Source organism: Petropleomorpha daqingensis, from assembly GCF_013408985.1.
Taxonomy (GTDB): Bacteria; Actinomycetota; Actinomycetes; order Mycobacteriales; family Geodermatophilaceae; genus Petropleomorpha; species Petropleomorpha daqingensis.
The window spans coordinates 682,144-701,638 of sequence record NZ_JACBZT010000001.1 but is presented as its reverse complement, the minus strand read 5'-3'; the positions used below and the strand labels follow the sequence as shown (position 1 = coordinate 701,638).

General features: G+C 72.2%; 11 protein-coding genes. 4 read left to right on the top strand and 7 right to left on the bottom strand.

Annotated features, from left to right (window positions below; translation table 11 throughout):
* Positions 1-70 precede the first annotated feature (70 nt).
* The 5 genes from GGQ55_RS03400 to GGQ55_RS03380 all read right to left on the bottom strand — a co-directional run bounded on the left by GGQ55_RS03400 (position 71) and on the right by GGQ55_RS03380 (position 9,428).
* Positions 71-1,468, bottom strand: coding sequence for a neutral zinc metallopeptidase (locus GGQ55_RS03400; protein WP_179715121.1), 1,398 nt, complete (start codon positions 1,466-1,468; stop codon positions 71-73).
* A gap of 155 nt (positions 1,469-1,623) precedes the next feature.
* On the bottom strand, positions 1,624-4,134 hold the full coding sequence (gene glgB, locus GGQ55_RS03395; protein WP_218859150.1) for a 1,4-alpha-glucan branching protein GlgB: 2,511 nt from the start codon (positions 4,132-4,134) through the stop codon (positions 1,624-1,626).
* 51 nt (positions 4,135-4,185) lie between these two features.
* Positions 4,186-5,556, bottom strand: a complete 1,371-nt coding sequence (locus tag GGQ55_RS03390) for a maltokinase N-terminal cap-like domain-containing protein (RefSeq protein ID WP_179715120.1) — start codon at positions 5,554-5,556, stop codon at positions 4,186-4,188.
* Positions 5,553-7,364, bottom strand: a complete 1,812-nt coding sequence (gene treS / locus GGQ55_RS03385) for a maltose alpha-D-glucosyltransferase (protein WP_179715119.1) — start codon at positions 7,362-7,364, stop codon at positions 5,553-5,555. The genes GGQ55_RS03390 and treS overlap by 4 nt, the downstream gene beginning before the upstream one ends.
* 54 nt (positions 7,365-7,418) lie before the next feature.
* On the bottom strand, positions 7,419-9,428 hold the full coding sequence (locus GGQ55_RS03380; protein ID WP_179715118.1) for an alpha-1,4-glucan--maltose-1-phosphate maltosyltransferase: 2,010 nt from the start codon (positions 9,426-9,428) through the stop codon (positions 7,419-7,421).
* Positions 9,429-9,544: 116 nt separating this feature from the next.
* On the opposite strand from GGQ55_RS03380, the gene glgP reads away from it, so the two are divergent.
* On the top strand, positions 9,545-12,097 hold the full coding sequence (gene glgP, locus GGQ55_RS03375; RefSeq protein ID WP_179715117.1) for an alpha-glucan family phosphorylase: 2,553 nt from the start codon (positions 9,545-9,547) through the stop codon (positions 12,095-12,097).
* Positions 12,098-12,221: 124 nt separating this feature from the next.
* The gene (locus GGQ55_RS03370) at positions 12,222-13,199 is read left to right on the top strand and encodes an FHA domain-containing protein (RefSeq protein WP_179715116.1); all 978 of its coding nucleotides are present in this window, start codon (positions 12,222-12,224) and stop codon (positions 13,197-13,199) included.
* Between the two features lie 138 nt (positions 13,200-13,337).
* Here GGQ55_RS03370 and glgX read toward each other — a convergent pair whose 3' ends face one another.
* On the bottom strand, positions 13,338-15,488 hold the full coding sequence (glgX, locus tag GGQ55_RS03365) for a glycogen debranching protein GlgX (protein ID WP_179715115.1): 2,151 nt from the start codon (positions 15,486-15,488) through the stop codon (positions 13,338-13,340).
* Positions 15,489-15,595: 107 nt separating this feature from the next.
* On the opposite strand from glgX, the gene GGQ55_RS03360 reads away from it, so the two are divergent.
* Together GGQ55_RS03360 and GGQ55_RS03355 are read left to right on the top strand one after the other, a co-directional pair.
* Positions 15,596-16,363 (top strand): ABC transporter ATP-binding protein, encoded by a 768-nt coding sequence (locus tag GGQ55_RS03360; RefSeq protein WP_179715114.1) that lies wholly within the window; start codon positions 15,596-15,598, stop codon positions 16,361-16,363.
* Positions 16,364-16,385: 22 nt separating this feature from the next.
* Complete coding sequence (locus tag GGQ55_RS03355; RefSeq protein ID WP_179715113.1) at positions 16,386-17,171, top strand: enoyl-CoA hydratase/isomerase family protein; 786 nt, start codon at positions 16,386-16,388, stop codon at positions 17,169-17,171.
* On the opposite strand, the gene GGQ55_RS03350 is transcribed toward GGQ55_RS03355, so the two are convergent.
* Positions 17,168-19,414 carry a serine/threonine-protein kinase gene (locus GGQ55_RS03350; protein WP_218859149.1) on the bottom strand — a complete coding sequence of 749 codons (2,247 nt, stop codon included), beginning with the start codon at positions 19,412-19,414 and terminating at the stop codon, positions 17,168-17,170. The two genes, GGQ55_RS03355 and GGQ55_RS03350, sit on opposite strands and share 4 nt — an antisense overlap.
* Positions 19,415-19,495: the final 81 nt, after the last annotated feature.

Sequence of the window (19,495 nt, the reverse complement as noted above, 5' to 3'; positions counted from 1 at the left end):
GGTCCCGCAGGGGACTTGCCGGCACATTGTGCCGTGCGTGCGCGTCTGCGCCGATCGCCTCGCCGGGTGATCAGGCGCCGACGTCGCAGGGGCTGCCGCCCTGCTGGAAGCCGGCCCGGTAGTCCTGGAACAGCTCGAAGCCGGACTGGTCGGTGTTCGGGAAGACCGAGTCCTTGACCCCGTACTCGAGCAGGAAGTGGACGGCCTCGTCGATGTCCCCGGCGCTGATGCTGTAGCCGTTGTCGCCGTCGGCGAAGGCCCCGTTGAAGACCTGGGCCTCGTACCAGCCGGTCAGGCACACCGCCGACCTGGTCGCGGCGGAGTCGTCGGTCGACTTCCCCAGCTCGGAGCGGACGGCGAGCCCGTAGGGCAGCGAGATCGCCGTCGGCACCACGAAGTCGCCGAACTCCTTGTAGGCCGGCTGGACCAGGTCCTGCTCGTCGTAATAGACGGTCGAGTCGGACGCGCAGAAGCCGAGATCGCGCTCGGTGCCCGCCATGTCGCCGCAGTCCGGGGCCGTGCCGTCGAACGGCTTGATCGTCGGCTCCTGGAAGTCCTTGCCGAACGCGGCGGGGAACACCTGGTCCCAGAACGGCGGCAGCGTCGCCTCCGTGGCCTGCACGGCGGTGGGGTAGTCGACGTTGCCCTGTGTGCCCTGGTCCCGGTCGGTGAAGGCGATCTCGGTGTAGACGCGGTCGCTGCCGAACCTGTCGCGACAGGCGGTCACGCCGTCCTCGTAGCCCTCCGAGAAACCGGCGATCCGGTCGAAGAACGAGCCGTGGGCCTGCGAGTTGCCCGGGCTGTCACCGGGCGCGTCGGCGAGCAGGCCGTACCCCTGCAGGACCTGGTCGAGTTCCGGCACGCGGATCGACACGTGCTGGGCGTGGCCGTCGACCGCCCACCGGGTCCAGGCGCCGGCGAAGCAGTCGGCCTGGGTCTCCTGGTTGATCGAGGGGCCCTCGAAGCCGAACCGGTCCTGGATGGCGTGGCCGAACTCGTGGGCCATGACGACGGCCGGCAGCGAGCGGCCGTAGTCGTCGGAGAGCTTCTTCAGCAGCACGGTGTCGTAGGCGATGACGTCGCAGTTGGGGTCGAAGTGCGCGTTGAGCGCGACGTCGGACGGGTCGTCGGGGGAGCGCGCGCAGCCGATGCCGGTCGGCGGGTAGGCGCTGTCGTCGATGTTGTCCGAGTCGACCGAGAAGTAGCCGCCCTGCAGAGGCTGGAAGGGCTCCCCGAAGGCGTCCGGGTAGGCCTGGCTCCAGAACGTGTTGAGGTCGACCAGGGCGTTGCGGGCGCTGGTGTCCTCCTGGTCGTCGCCGGCCGCCGTGATCGGGAAGTCGTTCGCGCTGACGTCGGTCGGCTCGCCCGGGCCCGGGGACGCGCTGCCGACGACGGTGCTGGAGCAGCCGGTGAGCAGCACGCAGCCCACCGCGGCCGCGGTGAGCCCGCGGCGCAGGCCATGCCTCATGAGAGCGGTGTTCCTTCGTCGTCCGGGGCCGGTCCGCGCCGGCGGTGATCTCGCGGAGCGGCACATGATGCCTGCTCCCGGACGAATGCGGGGGAGTTGCGTGCGCGCCTGTGCCGGATCGTCCCGGCGGCGCGCCGCGACCGTCGCCGAAGCGGTCAGCCCTCGTGCAGGAACCAGACCGTCCCCAGCGGCGGCGCCTCCACGACGGCGGAGAACGGCTGGCCGTGCCACGGCTCCTCGACGGCCTCGACCCCGCCCCAGTTGCCGACGCCGGAGCCGCCGTAGCCCTCCGCGTCGGTGTTGAGGACCTCCCGCCAGCGGCCGCCGCGCGGCAGGCCGATCCGGTAGCCGGAGTGCGGTGCGCCGGCGAAGTTCGCGACGCACGCCAGCGCCTGGCCGCGCGCCTCGCCCTCGGCACCCGGTTCGAGGCCCTCGCCCGCGCGGCCGTACCGCAGGAACGACAGCACGTTGTTCGAGGAGTCGTTCGCGTCGATCCACTGGAAGCCGCTCGGCTCGACGTCGAGCGACCAGAGCGCCTCGAGCTCCCGGTAGCGGGTGTTCAGGTCGGTGACCAGCTGCAGGATGCCGCGGTGCGCCGGGTCGTCGAGGTGCCACCAGTCCAGCGAGCGGCTCTCGGCCCACTCGGCGTCCTGGCCGAACTCCGCGCCCATGAACAGCAGCTGCTTGCCGGGGTGGGCCCACATGTAGCCGAGGTAGGCGCGCAGGTTGGCCAGCTGCTGCCAGCGGTCGCCGGGCATCTTCCGCAGCAGCGAGCCCTTGCCGTAGACGACCTCGTCGTGGCTGATCGGCAGCACGTAGTTCTCGGAGTAGGCGTAGATCATCGAGAACGTCAGCTGGCCGTGGTGGTAGCTGCGGTGCACCGGCTGCTTCTCCATGTAGGCCAGCGAGTCGTGCATCCAGCCCATGTTCCACTTGAAGCCGAAGCCCAGGCCGCCGAGGTGGGTGGGGCGGGTGACGCCGGGCCACGCCGTCGACTCCTCGGCGATGGTGACCACGCCGGGGACCTCGCGGTAGACGGTCGCGTTCATCTCCTGCAGGAAGGCGACCGCTTCGAGGTTCTCCCGCCCGCCGTGGATGTTGGGCAGCCACTCGGAGCGTGAGTAGTCCAGGTAGAGCATCGAGGCGACCGCGTCGACCCGCAGCCCGTCGACGTGGAACTCCTTGCACCAGTACAGGGCGTTGGCGACCAGGAAGTTGCGCACCTCGGTGCGGCCGAAGTCGAAGACGAAGGTGCCCCAGTCCAGCTGTTCGCCGCGGCGCGGGTCGGCGTGCTCGTACAGCGCGGTGCCGTCGAAGCGGCCCAGTGCCCAGGCGTCCTTCGGGAAGTGCGCCGGCACCCAGTCGACGATCACGCCGATGCCGGCCTGGTGCGCCCGGTCGATGAGGTAGCGCAGGTCGTCGGGGCTGCCGTAGCGCGAGGTCGGCGCGTAGTACGAGGTGACCTGGTAGCCCCAGGACCCGCCGAAGGGGTGCTCGGCCAGCGGCATGAACTCGATGTGGGTGAACCCGGCCGAGACGACGTACTCGATCAGCTCGTCGGCCAGCTCCCGGTACCCCAGGCCCTGCCGCCACGAGCCGGCGTGCACCTCGTAGACGCTCATCGGCCGCTCGTGCCAGCCGCCGCGGGCGCGCTCGGCGAGCCACTCGTCGTCGGTCCACTCGTAGTGCGACTCGGTGACGACGGAGGCGTTGGCCGGCGGCACCTCGGTCTGGAAGGCGAGCGGGTCGGACTTCTCCCGCCAGCTCCCGTCCTTGCCGAGGATGTGGTACCGGTACCGGCTGCCGACCTGCACGCCGGGGATGAAGATCTCCCAGACGCCGGAGGACCCCAGCGAGCGCATCGGGTAGGCGCGGGCCTGCCAGTAGTCGAAGTCGCCGGTGACCTTCACGCCGCGCGCGTTGGGCGCCCAGACGGCGAACGAGACGCCCTCGACCGGGCCGCCGGGGGTGTCGTAGCGCCGGACGTGCGCGCCGAGCACCTCCCAGAGCCGCTCGTGCCGGCCCTCGCCGATGAGGTACTGGTCGAGCTCGCCGACCGTGGGCATCCAGCGGTACGGGTCGTCGACGGTGTAGGTGTTCGTGCCGCCCGAGCCGTCGCCGTAGGTCACCTGGATGCGGTAGTCGCCGGGCTGCTGCGGCAGCGTCGCCTCGTAGATGCCGCCGCCGTGCAGCTGGCTGGCCTCGTAGCGCGAGCCGTCCTGGTCGACCACCGCGACGCTCACCGCGTCGGGGCGCAGGGTGCGCACGACCCAGCTGCCGTCGCCCACCGGGTGGGTGCCGAGGACGGCGTACGGGTCGTGCGACCAGCCCTCGACGATCGCCTGCAGGTCGTCGCCGCTGACCTGCGCGCCGACACCGATGGCGGGCGAGGCGGGCGGGGTCGTCGCGGTGGGCTCGCCCGTCTTCTTCGCCGCGCGCTTGGCCGGCGCGGCCTTCGTGGCGGTGGCCTTCGCCGGTGCGGCCTTCTTCGCGGCCGTCGTCTTGGCTGCCGTGGTCTTCGCGGCGGTGGCCTTCTTCGCCGGGGCTGCCTTCTTGGCCGCGGTCTTCGCCGCCGCGGCCGCCTTCTTCGCGGCCGCCGTCGTCCGGCTCGTCGTCTTCTTGGCCGGCGTGGTCCCGGTCCGGTCGGGTGCGTCGTCGGTGCTCATGGTGCCCTCGCCGTCGTCGTCGCGTGCAGTGGTCTCTGGGTCCGCCGTGCGTCAGTCGCCGGACGAGATCCGGGACAACGAGTTCAGCGGGATCATCAGCCAGTGCGGCCGATTGCGCGCCTCGTAGACGCACTCGTAGACCGCCTTGTCGGCCTCGAACGCCCGCAGGAGAGGGGAGTCCCCGCACGGGTCCAGCCCGCTCGCGGCGGAGTAGCCGGAGCAGTAGGCGGTCCGGTTGCGCTCTGCCCACTCCTGCGCGCGGTATGCGCGCTGCGGGTCGTCGGGCTGCTCGACGAGCATGTGCCGGGCGGCGTAGTCGAAGCTGCGCAGCATGCCCGCGACGTCGCGCAGCGGGCTGTCCAGCTCGCGGCGTGACTCCAGCGACCGGGCCGGCTCGCCCTCGAAGTCCAGCAGGATCCAGCCGGTCGCCGTCCGCAGCACCTGGCCCAGGTGCAGGTCGCCGTGGACCCGCTGGCGGACCACGGGCTCCCGGATGCCGGCCACCGCGGCGTACACCGCGCGGATCCCGTCCGCGTGCTCGGTGAGCTGCGGGACCACCTGGATCGCCTCGTCGAGGCGGGCGTTCATCTGCTCGGCCAGCCGGCGGAACCAGCCCTCGTCGGCCGGCTCGGTCGGCAGCACCGCCGCCATGTCCTTGTGCACCGACGCCGTCGCCGCGCCCAACCGCTCGCTGTCGGCGGCGAAGTCGCCCCCGACCTCGTCGGCGTGCAGGTCGCCCTCGGCGTACAGGTCGCGCACGCTGGCCGTCGCGAGCCGCCAGCCGTCGCTCGCGTTGGCCACGAACCGCTGCAGCATCGCCGCCGTGGCCGGCGGCCGCTCGCCGTCGGGGTCGTCGATCTCGACGTACCCGAGCAGCGGGGCGATGTGCTCGTTCTCGGCGCGGCGCAGCGCGTCGTGCACCTCGACGTCCGGGTTGAGCCCGGGCTCGAGCCGCCGGAAGAGCTTGAGGATGGCCTGGTCCCCGTAGATCAGCGAGGTGTTGCTCTGCTCGCCGGAGACGATGTCGCCGGGCAGCCCCTCGGGGATGTAGGCCACCCCGGCCGGGTGGAAGTGCATCGGCCCGACCGTGGACGCCGCGACCAGGTGCTGCAGCCACGGCACGGTCGCGTCGCGGTCGCGCATGGCGTCGTAGCCGTAGAGCTCGCGACCCTCGAAGGTCACCGCGCCGATGAAGGCGTGCTGCAGCTCGTCGGTCGGGTGGTCGTGCCAGGACACCGGGATCAGGTAGGTCTCCTGGCCGCCGTCCACGTAGCCGACCTGCACCCGGTGCACCGACAGCACGGGGGACTCGCGCTCGAGGAAGAAGCCGCTCTCGGCGACGTCGGCCCACTCGCGGCCCTTGCCGCCGAACCAGCGCTGGTGCGGCATCCACTCGCGGAGCAGATCGCTGGCAACGGTCATCGGGCGCCTCCCGGGGTGTCGTCGGTGCCGACGACGCCGGCGGCCTCCAGCGAGTCGGCCAGCGACGCGTCGCCGTGCTCCTCGTGCTCCTCGGGCTCCGGCTCGACCGGACGGGACAGCTCGAACCAGTAGAAGCCGTGCCCGGCCAGGGTGAGCATGTACGGCAGGACGCCGATCTGCGGGAACTCCACCCGCCCGGTCAGCTCGACCGGCGTGTAGCCCTCGAAGCGGCGCAGGTCGAGCTCGACCGGCTGCGGGAAGCGCGACAGGTTGTTCACGCACAGGACGACGTCGTCGCCGAACTCGCGGACGAACGACAGCACCGTCGGGTTGCGCGAGCCGACCTCGGTGAAGCTGCCCAGACCGAACGTCGGGTGCTCCTTGCGGACCAGGATCATCCGCCGGATCCACTGCAGCATCGAGTTGGTGTTGCGCAGCTGCGACTCGACGTTGGTGACCTGGTAGCCGTACACCGGGTCCTGGTTGAGCGGCAGGTACATCCGCTGCGGGTCGGCCGTGGAGAACCCGCCGTTGCGGTCGGGCGTCCACTGCATCGGCGTCCGGACGCCGTCGCGGTCACCGAGCCAGATGTTGTCGCCCATGCCGATCTCGTCGCCGTAGTAGAGGACCGGCGAGCCGGGCAGGCTGAACAGCAGGGCGGTGAACAGCTCGAGGGTGTTGGTGTCGTTGTCCAGCAGCGGGGCCAGCCGCCGGCGGATGCCGATGTTGGCCTTCATGCGGGGGTCCTTGGCGTACTCCCCCCACATGTAGTCGCGCTCCTCGTCGGTGACCATCTCGAGGGTCAGCTCGTCGTGGTTGCGCAGGAAGACGCCCCACTGGCAGTTCTTCGGGATGTCCGGCGTCTGGGCCATGATCTCGGAGATCGGGAAGCGCTGCTCCCGGCGCACGGCCATGAACAGGCGCGGCATGACCGGGAAGTGGAAGGCCATCTGGCACTCGTCGCCGTTCTCGCCGAAGTACTCGACGACGTCGGCCGGCCACTGGTTGGCCTCGCAGAGCAGCACGCGGTCGGGATAGCCCGCGTCGACCACCTTGCGCACCTGCTTGAGCAGCTCGTGGGTCCGCGGCAGGTTCTCGCAGTTGGTGCCCTCCTCCTCGAACAGGTAGGGCACGGCGTCGAGCCGGAAGCCGTCGATCCCGAGGTCCAGCCAGAACCGCAGCGCGTCGAGGATCGCCTCGACCACCTTGGGGTTCTCGAAGTTGAGGTCGGGCTGGTGGGAGAAGAACCGGTGCCAGAAGTACTGCTTGCGCACCGGGTCGAACGTCCAGTTGGAGCTCTCGGTGTCGACGAAGATGATCCGCGCGTCGGGGTAGCCGGTGTCGTCGTCGGCCCACACGTAGAAGTCGCCGTAGGGGCCCTCCGGGTCGCTGCGGCTGGCCTGGAACCAGGGGTGCTGGTCCGAGGTGTGGTTCATGACGAAGTCGATGATCACGCGCATGCCGCGGGCGTGGGCGGCGGCCAGGAAGTCCTTGAAGTCCTGGATGTCGCCGAACTCGGGCAGCACCGCGGTGTAGTCGCTGACGTCGTACCCCCCGTCGCGCAGCGGGGAGGCGAAGAACGGCGGCAACCAGAGGCAGTCGACGCCGAGCCACTGGAGGTAGTCGAGCTTGTCGATCATGCCGCGCAGATCACCCACGCCGTCGGCGTTGCTGTCGGCGAAGCCGCGGACGAGCACCTCGTAGAAGACGGCGCGCTTGTACCACTCGGGGTCGCTGCCCGGGGTGGGGAGGATGGAGGGCCCGTAGCCGTTGTCGGCAGCGGTCGGGTCGGGGACGGGAACGGTCATCGCAGGAGGTCGTCCTCGATCAGGGTCGGGTAGGTCGGAAGCGGACGGCCGGGTTCAGCCGACGGCGGGCGGGAACTGCACCGGCCGCGGGAACGCGATCGAGAAGACGTGCGCCGGCTCGCGGTAGGGGTCGAGCTCCACGTAGTTGAACTGGCCCCAGTCGTAGTGCGCGCCGGTGAGCTCGTCGGTCACCGAGAAGCGCTCGTGCCAGTCCAGGCCCAGGGCCGGCAGGTCGAGCGCCGTCGTCCCGATCTGGGTGTGGCGGCTGGAGAGGTTGACCACCACGACGACGGCGTCGGAGGAACCCGGGTCGGTCTTGCTGAAGCACAGCAGGTTCGGGTTGTCGACCGGGTGGAAGTGCAGCGTGCGCAGCTGCTGCAGCGCCGGGTGCTGGCGGCGCACCTCGTTGAGCCGCCGCAGGTAGCCCGACAGGCTCCGCCCGGCCGCCTCGGCGCCGGCCCAGTCGCGCGGCCGGAGCTGGTACTTCTCGCTGTCCAGGTACTCCTCGCTGCCGGGCCGGACGGCGACGTGCTCGAACAGCTCGAACCCGGAGTAGACGCCCCACGTCGGGCTCATCATCGCGGCGAGCACGGCGCGGATCTTGAACATCGGCGGACCGCCGAACTGCAGCGACTCGTGGAGGATGTCCGGGGTGTTCACGAAGAAGTTCGGCCGCATGTAGTGGCTGTTGGCGGCCAGCTCGCGCCCGTACTCCTCGAGCTCCCAGCGCTCGGTGCGCCAGGTGAAGTACGTGTAGGACTGCGTGAACCCGATCCGGGCCAGCTGGTGCATCATCGCCGGCCGGGTGAACGCCTCGGCGAGGAAGAGCACGTCGGGATCGGTCTTCTTCACCTCCCAGATCAGCCAGTGCCAGAAGTTCAGCGGCTTGGTGTGCGGGTTGTCGACGCGGAAGATCCGCACCCCGCAGGAGATCCAGTGCCGGACGACGCGCAGCACCTCGGCGTAGATGCCGTCGGGGTCGTTGTCGAAGTTGATCGGGTAGATGTCCTGGTACTTCTTCGGCGGGTTCTCCGCGTAGGCGATCGACCCGTCGGCCTTGGTGGTGAACCACTCCGGGTGCTCCCTGACCCAGGGGTGGTCCGGCGCCGCCTGCAGGGCGAGGTCGAGCGCGACCTCCATGCCGAGCTCCCCGGCCCGCCAGACGAAGCCCTTGAAGTCGTCGAGGGTGCCCAGCTGCGGGTGGACGGCGTCGTGCCCGCCCTCCTCGGCGCCGATCGCCCACGGCGAGCCGACGTCGTCCGGCTCGGGGGTCAGGGTGTTGTTGCGGCCCTTGCGGTTGACCCGGCCGATCGGGTGGATCGGCGGCAGGTAGACGACGTCGAAGCCCATGTCGGCGATCGCGGGCAGCCGGTCGACCGCGGTGGCGAACGTGCCGTGCGTCGCCTGACCGCCCACGACCGACCCCTCGGACCGCGGGAAGAACTCGTACCAGGAGCCGTAGAGCGCCCGCGGCCGGTCGACCCACACCTCGTAGGTGGGCGAGGCGGTGACCAGCTCCCGGACGGGGTGGTCGTGGAGCACCTGCTGCAGGGCTGGGGCGAACGCCGGCGCCACCCGCGTGGTGAGCTCGAGGGACTCGTCGCGCAGCGCCGCGGCGGCGGCGGCGACCGCGTCCCGGTGCTCCTCGGGACCGTCGGCGGCCACCCGGTCGAGCAGCCGGGCGCCCTCCTCCAGGTCGTTGGCGAGCTCCCCGGCGCCCTGGCCGGCGGCGATCTTCACCTCGACGGCGTGGTGCCAGGTGGCCAGCGGGTCGCTCCACGCCTCGACGGTGAAGGTCCACAGGCCCTCGCGGTCGGGGACGACCGTGGTCAGCCAGCGGTCGGGTTCCTGGCCGTAGCGGGCCATGCGCCGTAGCTGCGGCGTCCCGTCTTGGCCAGGGGATCGCCAGACGACATCGGCCGCGACGGCGTCGTGGCCCTCGCGGAACACGGTGGCGGTGATCGGCAGGTGTTCACCGACCACGGCACGGGCCGAGAACGACCCGCACGACACGACGGGGGCGACATCGGAGATGCCGAGGCGGAGGTCAGGTCGGCCAGTCATCACGATCACGCTAGAAGGACCCCCTTGCCCACCGCCACTCGCAAGCTCGGGGCGGGCCCTTGCGGGAGGGCCGGTGTCCCCTGAACGGGGACGTCGGTCTGGTTAGGCTCTGGCGGGTGCGAGCTCTCCGACGCTTCACCGTCCGTGCCACCCTGCCGGCGCCGCTGCAGCCGCTGGCCCAGCTGGTGACGAACCTGCGGTGGTCCTGGCACCCCGAGACCCGGGACCTGTTCGAGGCGCTGGACCCCGAGCTGTGGCGCACGTGCGGCGGCGACCCGGTCAAGGTGCTCGGCGAGGTGTCGGCGGAGCGGCTGGCCACGCTGGCCAAGGACCGCCGGTTCCTCCGCCGGCTGCAGGACGTCGTCGACGACCTGCAGGAGTACATGACCGCCGACCTCTGGTACCAGTCGCTGGGCGCCGACGCCCCGCAGTCGATCGCGTACTTCTCGGCCGAATTCGGCATCACCGAGGTGCTGCCGCAGTACTCCGGCGGCCTGGGCATCCTCGCCGGCGACCACCTCAAGGCCGCCTCCGACCTCGGCGTCCCGTTGATCGGCGTCGGGCTGCTGTACCGGGCCGGCTACTTCGAGCAGGGGTTGTCGGCCGACGGCTGGCAGCTGGAGCACTACCCGTCGCTGGACCCGCACGGCCTGCCGGTGAAGCTGCTGCGCGACAAGGACGGCGCCGCGGTCGTCATCTCGGTGCCCCTGCCCGAGGCGCGCACCCTGCACGCGCACGTGTGGCGGGCGCAGGTGGGCCGGGTGTCCCTGCTGCTGCTCGACAGCGACATCGAGGAGAACGCCCCGGCCGAGCGGCTGGTCACCGACCGGCTCTACGGCGGTGACGAGGATCACCGGCTGCGCCAGGAGATGCTGCTCGGCATCGGCGGCGTGCGAGCGCTGCGCGCCTACTGCTCGCAGACCGGCCGGCCGCAGCCCGAGGTGTTCCACGCCAACGAGGGCCACGCCGGCTTCCAGGGCGTCGAGCGGATCCGCGAGCTGACCGTCTCGCACGGGCTGACGTTCCCCGAGGCGCTGCAGGCGGTCCGCGGCGGCACCGTGTTCACCACGCACACGCCCGTGCCGGCCGGGATCGACCGGTTCCCGAAGGCGCTGATCGAGCGCTACTTCGCGGGCTTCGGCGTCCCGCTGGACCAGCTGCTCGCGCTGGGCGCGGAAGAGGACCCGACGAAGTTCAACATGGCGCACATGGGGCTGCGCCTCGGCCAGCGGGCCAACGGCGTCAGCGAGCTGCACGGTCAGGTCAGCCGGCACATGTTCCGGGACCTGTGGCCCGGCTTCGACGAGGACGACGTCCCGATCACCTCGATCACCAACGGGGTGCACGCGGCCACCTGGACCGCCCGCGAGCTGGTGGAGCTGGGCACCCAGCGCTCCAGCCAGGGCGACCCGGCCGAGGTCGAGGGGCCGGTCCACTTCGACGGCGTCGACGCGATCGCCGCCGGTGAGCTGTGGAACACCCGCCGGCTGCTGCGCGGCCGCCTGGTCGACGAGGTGCGCCGGCGGCTGCGGGAGACCGCGCTGTCGCGGGGTGCCGTGGAGTCGGAGGTCGGCTGGACCGACAGCGCCTTCGACCCCGACGTCCTGACGATCGGCTTCGCCCGCCGGGTGCCGTCCTACAAGCGGCTGACGCTGATGTTGAAGGACCCCGAGCGGCTGAAGGCCCTGCTGCTGGACCCCGAGCGGCCGATCCAGCTGGTCATCGCAGGCAAGAGCCACCCGGCCGACGACGGCGGCAAGCAGCTCATCCAGCGGATGGTGCAGTTCGCCGACGACCCCGAGATCCGGCACCGGATCGCCTTCCTGCCCGGCTACGACATCGGCATGGCCCGCTACCTCTACTGGGGCTGCGACGTCTGGCTGAACAACCCGCTGCGGCCCCTGGAGGCGTGCGGCACCTCGGGGATGAAGGCCGCGCTCAACGGCGGGCTGAACCTCTCCATCCGCGACGGCTGGTGGGACGAGTGGTTCGACGGCCAGAACGGCTGGGCCATCCCCACCGCCGACGGGGTGGCCGACCCCGACCGACGCGACGAGGTCGAGGCGCGCGCCATCTACGACCTGATCAGCACCCAGGTGCAGCCGCGGTTCTACGAGCGCGACCGGGACGGCGTGCCCGCCCGGTGGGTGGAGATGGTCCGGCACACGCTGCGCGAGACCGGGCCGAAGGTGCTCGCCTCCCGGATGGTCCGCGACTACGTGCAGCAGCTCTACGTGCCGGCGTCCTACTCGGCGCGCGCGATGGCCGACGGCGGCGGTTACGCGCCCGCTCGCGAGGAGGCGGCCCGGCGGATGCACCTGCTGGCGAACTGGGGCACCGTCCGCGTGGCCCACGTCGAGGCGACCGGTGCCGGTGACACCCCCGAGATCGGCTCGACCCTGGCCCTGCGCGCGGAGGTGGAGCTGCCGGGGCTGTCGCCGTCCGACATCGAGGTGCAGGCCGCCTACGGGCGCGTCGACGACGCCGACGCCCTGCACGGGGTCACCACCATCCCGATGGACCACGAGCAGGCCGACGGTTCCCGGCACTGGTTCACCGCCACCGTCCCGCTCGAGCGCACGGGCGCGTTCGGCTACACGGTGCGCGTCCTGCCGCGGTCGGCCCACCTGGCCAACCCGGCGGAGCTGGGGGTCGTGACCTCGGCCTGAACCGCCCCGGCGAACGCTCGCTGAACCTTCGCTTGAGACTCTCAGGTCACGGGTACCCCACGCAGACGGCGTGGCGGTGCCGCACGACCGCCCACTTCTGTGGTGCATCACTAGGCTGGAGCCCATGCCCGACCGCTGTGAAGTCCTCCCCGGAGACTCGGTCGTCGCCCGACGCGGTGGCGGCCTCCTCTGGGTCGACGCTCCCGGCTCGCCCGCCCTGGTGGCGGCCCTGCACGCCTGCCTGGGGGTGGCCGGCCCCGGCGCGGACCGGGTCCTCGCCGCCGTCGCCTCTCAGGTGATGACCCTCGGCAACGGCGGAGCCTCCTTCGCCATCGTGCTGACCGACTCCGCCCAGGGCACCGGCACCGGTGTGGCGCTCTGGTCCGGCAAGGGTCAGCCCGCCGTCGACGGGGTGCCGGTCTCCGGCTCCTCCGTGGACGGGGGCTGCACGCTGGCCGCCGGGTTCTCGCTGGGCCAGACCCTCTACGTCGGCCCCGGCCAGGCCGCGCCGCAGATGCCCCCGGGCGTCGCGTTCGACCTGCAGGACGGCACGGTCCCCGGCTCCGGGGCCATGCTGCACCTGGCCGCGCCGGCTCCGGCGGCCGCGGCCCCGCAGCCCGCCGCCGCGCCGGCGCAGCAGTCCTTCGCCGCGTCCTCCGACGCCGGTTTCGGGGCCCCGGCGGCCGCGGCGCCGTCGTCGTCCCAGGCCCGGCCCGACTCGGGGGAGCAGACCGCCTTCTGGCGGCCCGACGCCCCCTCGGCGCCGCTGCTGCGGTTCGACGACGGGATGGTCGTCACCATCGACGAGGACCTCGTGCTCGGCCGTCGTCCGGACAACCACGAGCTGGTCGCCGCCGGCACGGCCCGGCCGGTGCCGATAGCGGACACCCAGAACGTGCTGTCCTCCGCGCACGCGGCGATCCAGCGGGCCGGCCGCGAGGTCTCGCTCGTCGACCTCGGCTCGCTCAACGGCACGCACGTCGCCGGTCCCGAGGCCACCGAGTGGACCCAGCTCGAGCCCGGCGTGGCGCACCCGCTGTCCGACGGCGACCGGCTGCTCCTCGGCTGGACCGTCATCACCTTCGAGCAGCCCCAGGACTAGCAACCGCGGAAAGGGCCCCTGCCGGATCTCCGGCAGGGGCCCTTTTGCGCGTGTCCGGGGGTCACCCTCGCGCTGTGGTCGCCGCCCTCGTGGTGGGACGCGCGGGTCGCGACGACGCGGCGAGGGTGACCGCTCGCCTCACGGGCGGCGGAGCACCCGCATGAGCCAGACGCTGCGGCCGGGCAGCTCGACCTTCCCGGGGGCGACGACGGCCGGCCGCGGCGGGACGCCGGTCGGGTACTCGGTGGACAGCGCCAGCTCGTAGCCGTCGCCCCAGGGCGGTCCGGGCAGCGTCACGGTCACCTTCTCGGCGCCGGCGTGCAGCCACGCGAGGTAGCTCTCGTCGACGATCCGCCGGCCGAACTCGTCGCGGTGCCGGATCGCCCGCCCGTCGAGGTACATCCCGATGGTCCGCAGGTTGGTGTCGAACCAGTCCGAGGTGGTCAGCTGCGCGCCGCCGGGGTTGAACCAGGCCAGGTCGCGGGTGCCGCCGGTCTGCCGCAGCTCGTGGCCCTCGAAGAAGGCCTCCTGGCGCAGCACGGGCGAGGACCGCCGCAGCGCGACCAGCCGCTGGACGAAGGCGAGCAGGTCCTCGTCGACGTCCTTCCAGTCGATCCAGGAGACCTCGTTGTCCTGGCAGTAGGCGTTGTTGTTGCCCAGCTGCGTGCGGCCGAGCTCGTCGCCCGCGGTGAGCATCGGCACGCCGGTGGACAGCAGCAGCGTGGCCAGGTGGTTGCGCACCTGCCGCGCGCGCAGGGCCAGGACGGCGGGGTCGTCGGTGGGCCCCTCGACGCCGGAGTTCCAGTTCCGGTTGTGGCTCTCCCCGTCCCGGTTGTCCTCGCCGTTGGCCTCGTTGCGCTTCTTCTGGTAGGTGACGAGGTCGGCGAGGGTGAAGCCGTCGTGCGCGGTGACGAAGTTGACGCTGGCGAAGGGCCGGCGGCCGTCGGAGCGGTACAGGTCCGAGGAGCCGGTGAGCCGGTAGGCGAGGTCGCGCACGCCCACCTGCGCGCCGGACCACACGTCGCGGACGGTGTCGCGGTACTTGCCGTTCCACTCGGTCCACGGCGGCGGGAAGTTGCCCACCTGGTAGCCGCCCTCGCCGACGTCCCACGGCTCGGCGATCAGCTTCACCTGGCTGACCACCGGGTCCTGGTGGACGACGTCGAAGAACGCCGACAGCCGGTCGACGTCGTGCATCGACCGGGCCAGCGCCGAGGCGAGGTCGAACCGGAAGCCGTCGACGTGCATCTCGGTGACCCAGTACCGCAGCGAGTCCATGAGCAGCGCCAGGACCGCGGGACGGCGGACGTCGAGGGTGTTCCCGCAGCCGGTGTAGTCGGTGTAGCGCGAGCCGTCGCCGCCGCGCAGCCGGTAGTAGGCGCGGTTGTCGATGCCCTTGAACGACAGGGTCGGCCCGCTGTGGTCGCCCTCGGCGGTGTGGTTGTAGACGACGTCGAGGATCACCTCGATGCCCGCGGCGTGCAGCGCCTTGACCATCGCCTTGAACTCGGTGACCTGCCCGCCCGCGCTGCCGGCGGAGCTGTAGGCGGCGTGCGGCGCGAAGTAGCCGAGGGTGTTGTAGCCCCAGTAGTTGGTCAGCCCGCGCTTGAGCAGGTGCGGCTCGCTGACGAAGTGGTGCACCGGCAGCAGCTCGACGGCGGAGACGCCGAGCGTGCTCAGGTGCTCGACGAACGCCGGGTGGGCCAGCCCCGCGTAGGTGCCGCGCAGCGCCGGGGGGACGTCGGGGTGGCGCATGGTCGCGCCCTTGACGTGCAGCTCGTAGATGACGGTGTCGGCCCAGGACGTCGCCGGCGGCCGGTCGCCGCCCCACGGGAAGTCGTCGTGGATGACCACGCCGCGGGGCACGTGCGGCGCCGAGTCGCGGTCGTCGGGGGTGCGCGCGTCGGGGCTGTCGCCGCGGTAGCCGAACAGCGACCCGTCGAGGGTCAGCTGCCCGTCGACCGCCCGCGCGTACGGGTCGAGCAGCAGCTTCGCCGGGTTGTAGCGCAGCCCCTGGCTCGGGTCGTAGGGGCCGTGCACGCGGTAGCCGTAGCGCTGCCCGGGGCCGACCCCCGGCAGCCGGGCGTGCCAGACCTGGTGGGTGCTCTCCCGCAGCCGGTGGCGGTGCTCGGTCCCGTCGGCGTCGAACAGGCACAGGTCCACGGCCTGGGCGCCGGCCGACCACAGCGCGAAGTTGGTCCCGGTCCCGTCCCAGTGCGCGCCGAGCGGGCTGGGGGACCCGGGCCAGGTGACCGGTCCGGTCGGCCCGTCCGCGGGGAGTGCGTCCACTCTGTGATCCTGCCCTCTCCCGAGCCGTGGCGCGTCGCAGGCAGCGCGACGCGGGTTGGTTGGATGGACACGTGTCGAGTTCTGGGTCGTACGAGTCGGTCGTCCGCATGAAGGGAGTCGACGTCGTACGGGGGGAGACCTTCCTGCTCCGCGGTGTCGACTGGACGGTGGAGGCCGACCACCGCTGGGTGGTGCTCGGCCCCAACGGCGCCGGGAAGACGACGCTGCTGCAGCTGGCCGCCGCGCAGATGCACCCCACCCGCGGGGTGGTGGAGCTGCTGGGGGAGACCCTCGGCGCGGTCGACGTCTTCGAGCTGCGCCCGCGGATCGGCCTCACCAGCGCGGCGCTCGCCCAGCGGATCGCGCCGGCCGAGAAGACCGGCGACGTCGTCGTCTCCGCCGGGTACGCCGTGGTCGGGCGCTGGCGCGAGCGCTACGACGTCCACGACCTGACCCGTGCCGGGATGCTCATGCAGCAGTGGGGCGTCGAGCAGTTCGCCCACCGGCCGTTCGGCACCCTCAGCGAGGGCGAGCGCAAGCGCGCCCAGATCGCCCGCGCGCTCATGCCCGACCCCGAGCTGCTGCTGCTCGACGAGCCCGGCGCCGGGCTCGACCTCGGCGGCCGTGAGGACCTCGTCTCGCGGCTCTCCGACCTCGCGCACTACCACTTCGCGCCGGCCCAGGTGCTGGTCACCCACCACGTCGAGGAGATCCCGCCCGGCTACTCGCACGCCCTTCTGCTGCGCGAGGGCGCGGTCGTGGCGCAGGGCGCGGCCGACGACGTCCTGACCGCGGCGAACCTGTCGGACACCTTCGGCGTGCCGCTGGCGCTGACCCGCACCGATGGCCGCTTCGCCGCCCGACGCGCGGCCTGACCCCGGCGATACGGTGCAGGGCATGACGGAGCCGGAGTTCGTGACCCTGCAGGTGGAGGACGGGGTGGGCACGATCCGCCTCGACCGGCCGAAGATGAACGCGATCGACGAGCAGCTGCACTGGGAGGTCCGGCGGGCCGCGCAGGAGGCCGGCAAGCGCGACGACGTCCGCGCCGTCGTCCTGTACGGAGGCGAGCGGGTCTTCGCCGCAGGCGCCGACATCAAGGCGATGAGCCAGCTCGACGGGGCCGGCATGGTGGCCTGGGGCCGCGAGCTGCAGTACTCCTTCATCGAGGTGGCGCGCTGCCCCAAGCCGGTCATCGCCGCGGTCACCGGCTACGCCCTCGGCGGCGGCTACGAGCTCGCCCTCTGCGCGGACTTCCGCGTGCTCGGCGCCGGGGCCAAGATCGGCCAGCCCGAGATCCTGCTCGGCGTCATCCCGGGCGCCGGCGGCACCCAGCGCCTCGCCCGGCTGGTCGGCCCGGCCCGCGCCAAGGACCTCGTCTTCACCGGCCGGCACGTCGGCGCCGAGGAGGCGCTCGAGATCGGGCTGGCCGACGCCGTCGTCCCGGACGACGAGGTCTACTCCACCGCCGTCGCCATGGCGAAGAAGTTCGCCGCCGGACCGCCGCTGGCCCTCGCCGCCGCCAAGCAGGCGATCGACGAGGGGCTGGACCTGCCGCTGGCCCAGGGGCTGGCGCTGGAGAGCCGGCTGTTCGCCGAGCTGTTCGACACCGAGGACCAGAAGATCGGGATGCGCTCGTTCCTCGAGAACGGGCCGGGCAAGGCCACGTTCACCGGTCGCTAGTCCGAGCTGGTCCGCAGGACCCGCACCGTGCCGCTGTCGAGGTCGGTCACGTAGGCCTTGGTCCCGTCGGGCAGCACCGCGACGCTGGTCGGGCTGGTGCCGGTCGGGATCGTCGCGGTGACGGAGTTGGTGGCGGTGTCGATCACCGACACCGTGCCGCCGTTGACGTTGGCCGTGTAGAAGTGCCGCCCGTCGGGCGCGTAGGTGAGGTCCTGCGGCTTCGCGCCGACCGGGATCGTGGCGACGACGGTGTTGGTGGCGGTGTCGATGACCGAGACGTTGTTGCTGTCGAAGTTGACCACCGACACCCGGCTGCCGTCGGGCGAGATCTGGATGCTGTGCGGCGAGGTGCCGACCGGGATCGTCGTGACCACCTTGCCGCCCTGGGTCAGGTCGAGCACCGTGACGACGCCGGACTCGTGGTTGGCGGTGTAGGCGGTGTGCCCGTCGGCGCTGATCGCGATCCAGTGCGGGTTCTTCGGCACCACGTAGGAGCCGACCTCCTTGGCCGTCGTGGTGTCGAGCACCTCGACCCGCCCCTCGTTGTGCAGGGGGACGAACAGCAGCTTCCCGTCGGGCGAGGTCGACGGCGCGAACGGCCGCAGGCCGACCGGGACGGTCGCGGTGACCGAGTTCGTCTTCGTGTCGACGAAGACGACGGCGTTGTACGTGTAGTCGGCGTTGGTCACCGTGATGTAGGCGACCGAGCCGTCCGGCGAGAACGTGACGAACTGCGGCGGCGCGGCCTGGATCGGGATCGTCGCGGTCGTGGTGTTCAGCGTGGTGTCGAAGACGGTGACGACGCCCGCGGTGCGGTTGGCGATGTAGGCGAACCGGCCGTTGGGTGCGACCGCCATGTACCCCGGCGAGGGGCCGACCGGGATCGGGTCGCCGTCCACGGTCGGGACGGCGATGCTCTGGGACGGCGCGGCGCTCGACGGCGTCGCCGGCTTCCCGCTGGCGCCGGCGCTCGCGCTGCCCCCGGTCTGCGCGCTGGTCGTCGCCGACCCGCCGGAGGCCGTGGACCCCTGGTCCCGGTTCCACAGCAGTGCCGTGAGCGCGCCGGCGACCGCGAGGATCACCAGGACCCCGGCGAGCACCAGCCAGCGCTGCCGGCGCCGCTCGGCGGCGCGGTCGGGCCCACCGAACGGCGGCGGCGGTGGCGGGGACCCCGGGGGCTGGCCGGGCGGGTACGCCCCCGGCGGGAAGGCCCCGGGCGGCTGCGCGGACCGGTACGCCTCCGGCTGCGGGCTCAGCGGCGCCGGGGGAGGCAGCGGGTCGACCGAGCTGTGCGAGCCGTCGGCCGAGAGCAACCCGACCGCGAGCGGCGGAGTCACCTCGCCGGGGTACGGAGCTGCGGGTGCCGGCTCGGCGGCCGGGCGGCTCGGCGCCGTCGGCGGGGCCGTGGGAACCGGTCCGGTCGGCGCCGCGGAGAGCGCCGCCTTCGCCGCGATCGCCAGCTCGCCCGGCGTGGCGAAGCGGTCCTCGCGCCGCTTCGCCATGCCCGCGGCGACGACCGCGTCCAGCTCGGGCGGCACGCCCTCGACGAGCTGGCTCGGCCGCGGCGGCTCCATGTACAGGTGGGCGTAGAGCAGCGAGGGCAGGTCGGTGCCGGGGAAGGGGCGCTGGCCGGTGAGGCACTCGCAGAGCAGGCAGGCCAGCGAGTAGACGTCGGTGCGGCCGTCGATCGGCTCGTGGGTGAACCGCTCGGGGGCCATGTAGTCCAACGTGCCGACCGTGGCGCCGGTGATCGTCAGCGCCGTCCGCGTGCTCCCGAGCGAGCGGGCGATGCCGAAGTCGACCACGTAGACGAAGTCGTTCGCTGTGACGATCACGTTCGACGGCTTGATGTCGCGGTGCACCAGGCCGTCAGCATGGGCGGAGTCGAGTGCGTCGGCGATCTGGGCGACGAACGCCACCGCCCGCGCCGGCGGCAACGGCCCCTCTTGAAGCAGCCCGGCGAGATCGCGCCCGTCGACCAGCCGCATCTCGATGAACAGCCGGCCGTCGATCTCGCCGTAGTCGTGGATCGGGATGACGTGCGGCTCGCGCAGCCGGGCGGCGACCTCCGACTCCCGTCGGAAGCGCTGGGTGAACTCGCGATCGTTCGCCAGCGACTCCGGCAGCAGCTTGATCGCCACCAGCCGGTCGCGGCGGGTGTCGCGCGCCCGCCAGACCTCGCCCATGCCCCCGACACCGATCAGGGATTGCAGCTCGTACGGGCCGAACAGTCGCGGCGTCATGCGCATGAGCTCCCTCGACGCGCCGCCCGCAGGCGGCTTCGCGGTGGGCCGGTCCGGCTCCCGGTGCGCCGCAGGCTACGT

Coding starts and splice junctions, on each gene's coding strand:
- GGQ55_RS03400 (WP_179715121.1), bottom strand. CDS start 1,468: ATGAGGCATGGCCTGCGCCGCGGGCTCACCGCGGCCGCGGTGGGCTGC.
- glgB (WP_218859150.1), bottom strand. CDS start 4,134: ATGAGCACCGACGACGCACCCGACCGGACCGGGACCACGCCGGCCAAG.
- GGQ55_RS03390 (WP_179715120.1), bottom strand. CDS start 5,556: ATGACCGTTGCCAGCGATCTGCTCCGCGAGTGGATGCCGCACCAGCGC.
- treS (WP_179715119.1), bottom strand. CDS start 7,364: ATGACCGTTCCCGTCCCCGACCCGACCGCTGCCGACAACGGCTACGGG.
- GGQ55_RS03380 (WP_179715118.1), bottom strand. CDS start 9,428: ATGACTGGCCGACCTGACCTCCGCCTCGGCATCTCCGATGTCGCCCCC.
- GGQ55_RS03370 (WP_179715116.1), top strand. CDS start 12,222: ATGCCCGACCGCTGTGAAGTCCTCCCCGGAGACTCGGTCGTCGCCCGA.
- GGQ55_RS03360 (WP_179715114.1), top strand. CDS start 15,596: ATGAAGGGAGTCGACGTCGTACGGGGGGAGACCTTCCTGCTCCGCGGT.
- GGQ55_RS03355 (WP_179715113.1), top strand. CDS start 16,386: ATGACGGAGCCGGAGTTCGTGACCCTGCAGGTGGAGGACGGGGTGGGC.
- GGQ55_RS03350 (WP_218859149.1), bottom strand. CDS start 19,414: ATGACGCCGCGACTGTTCGGCCCGTACGAGCTGCAATCCCTGATCGGT.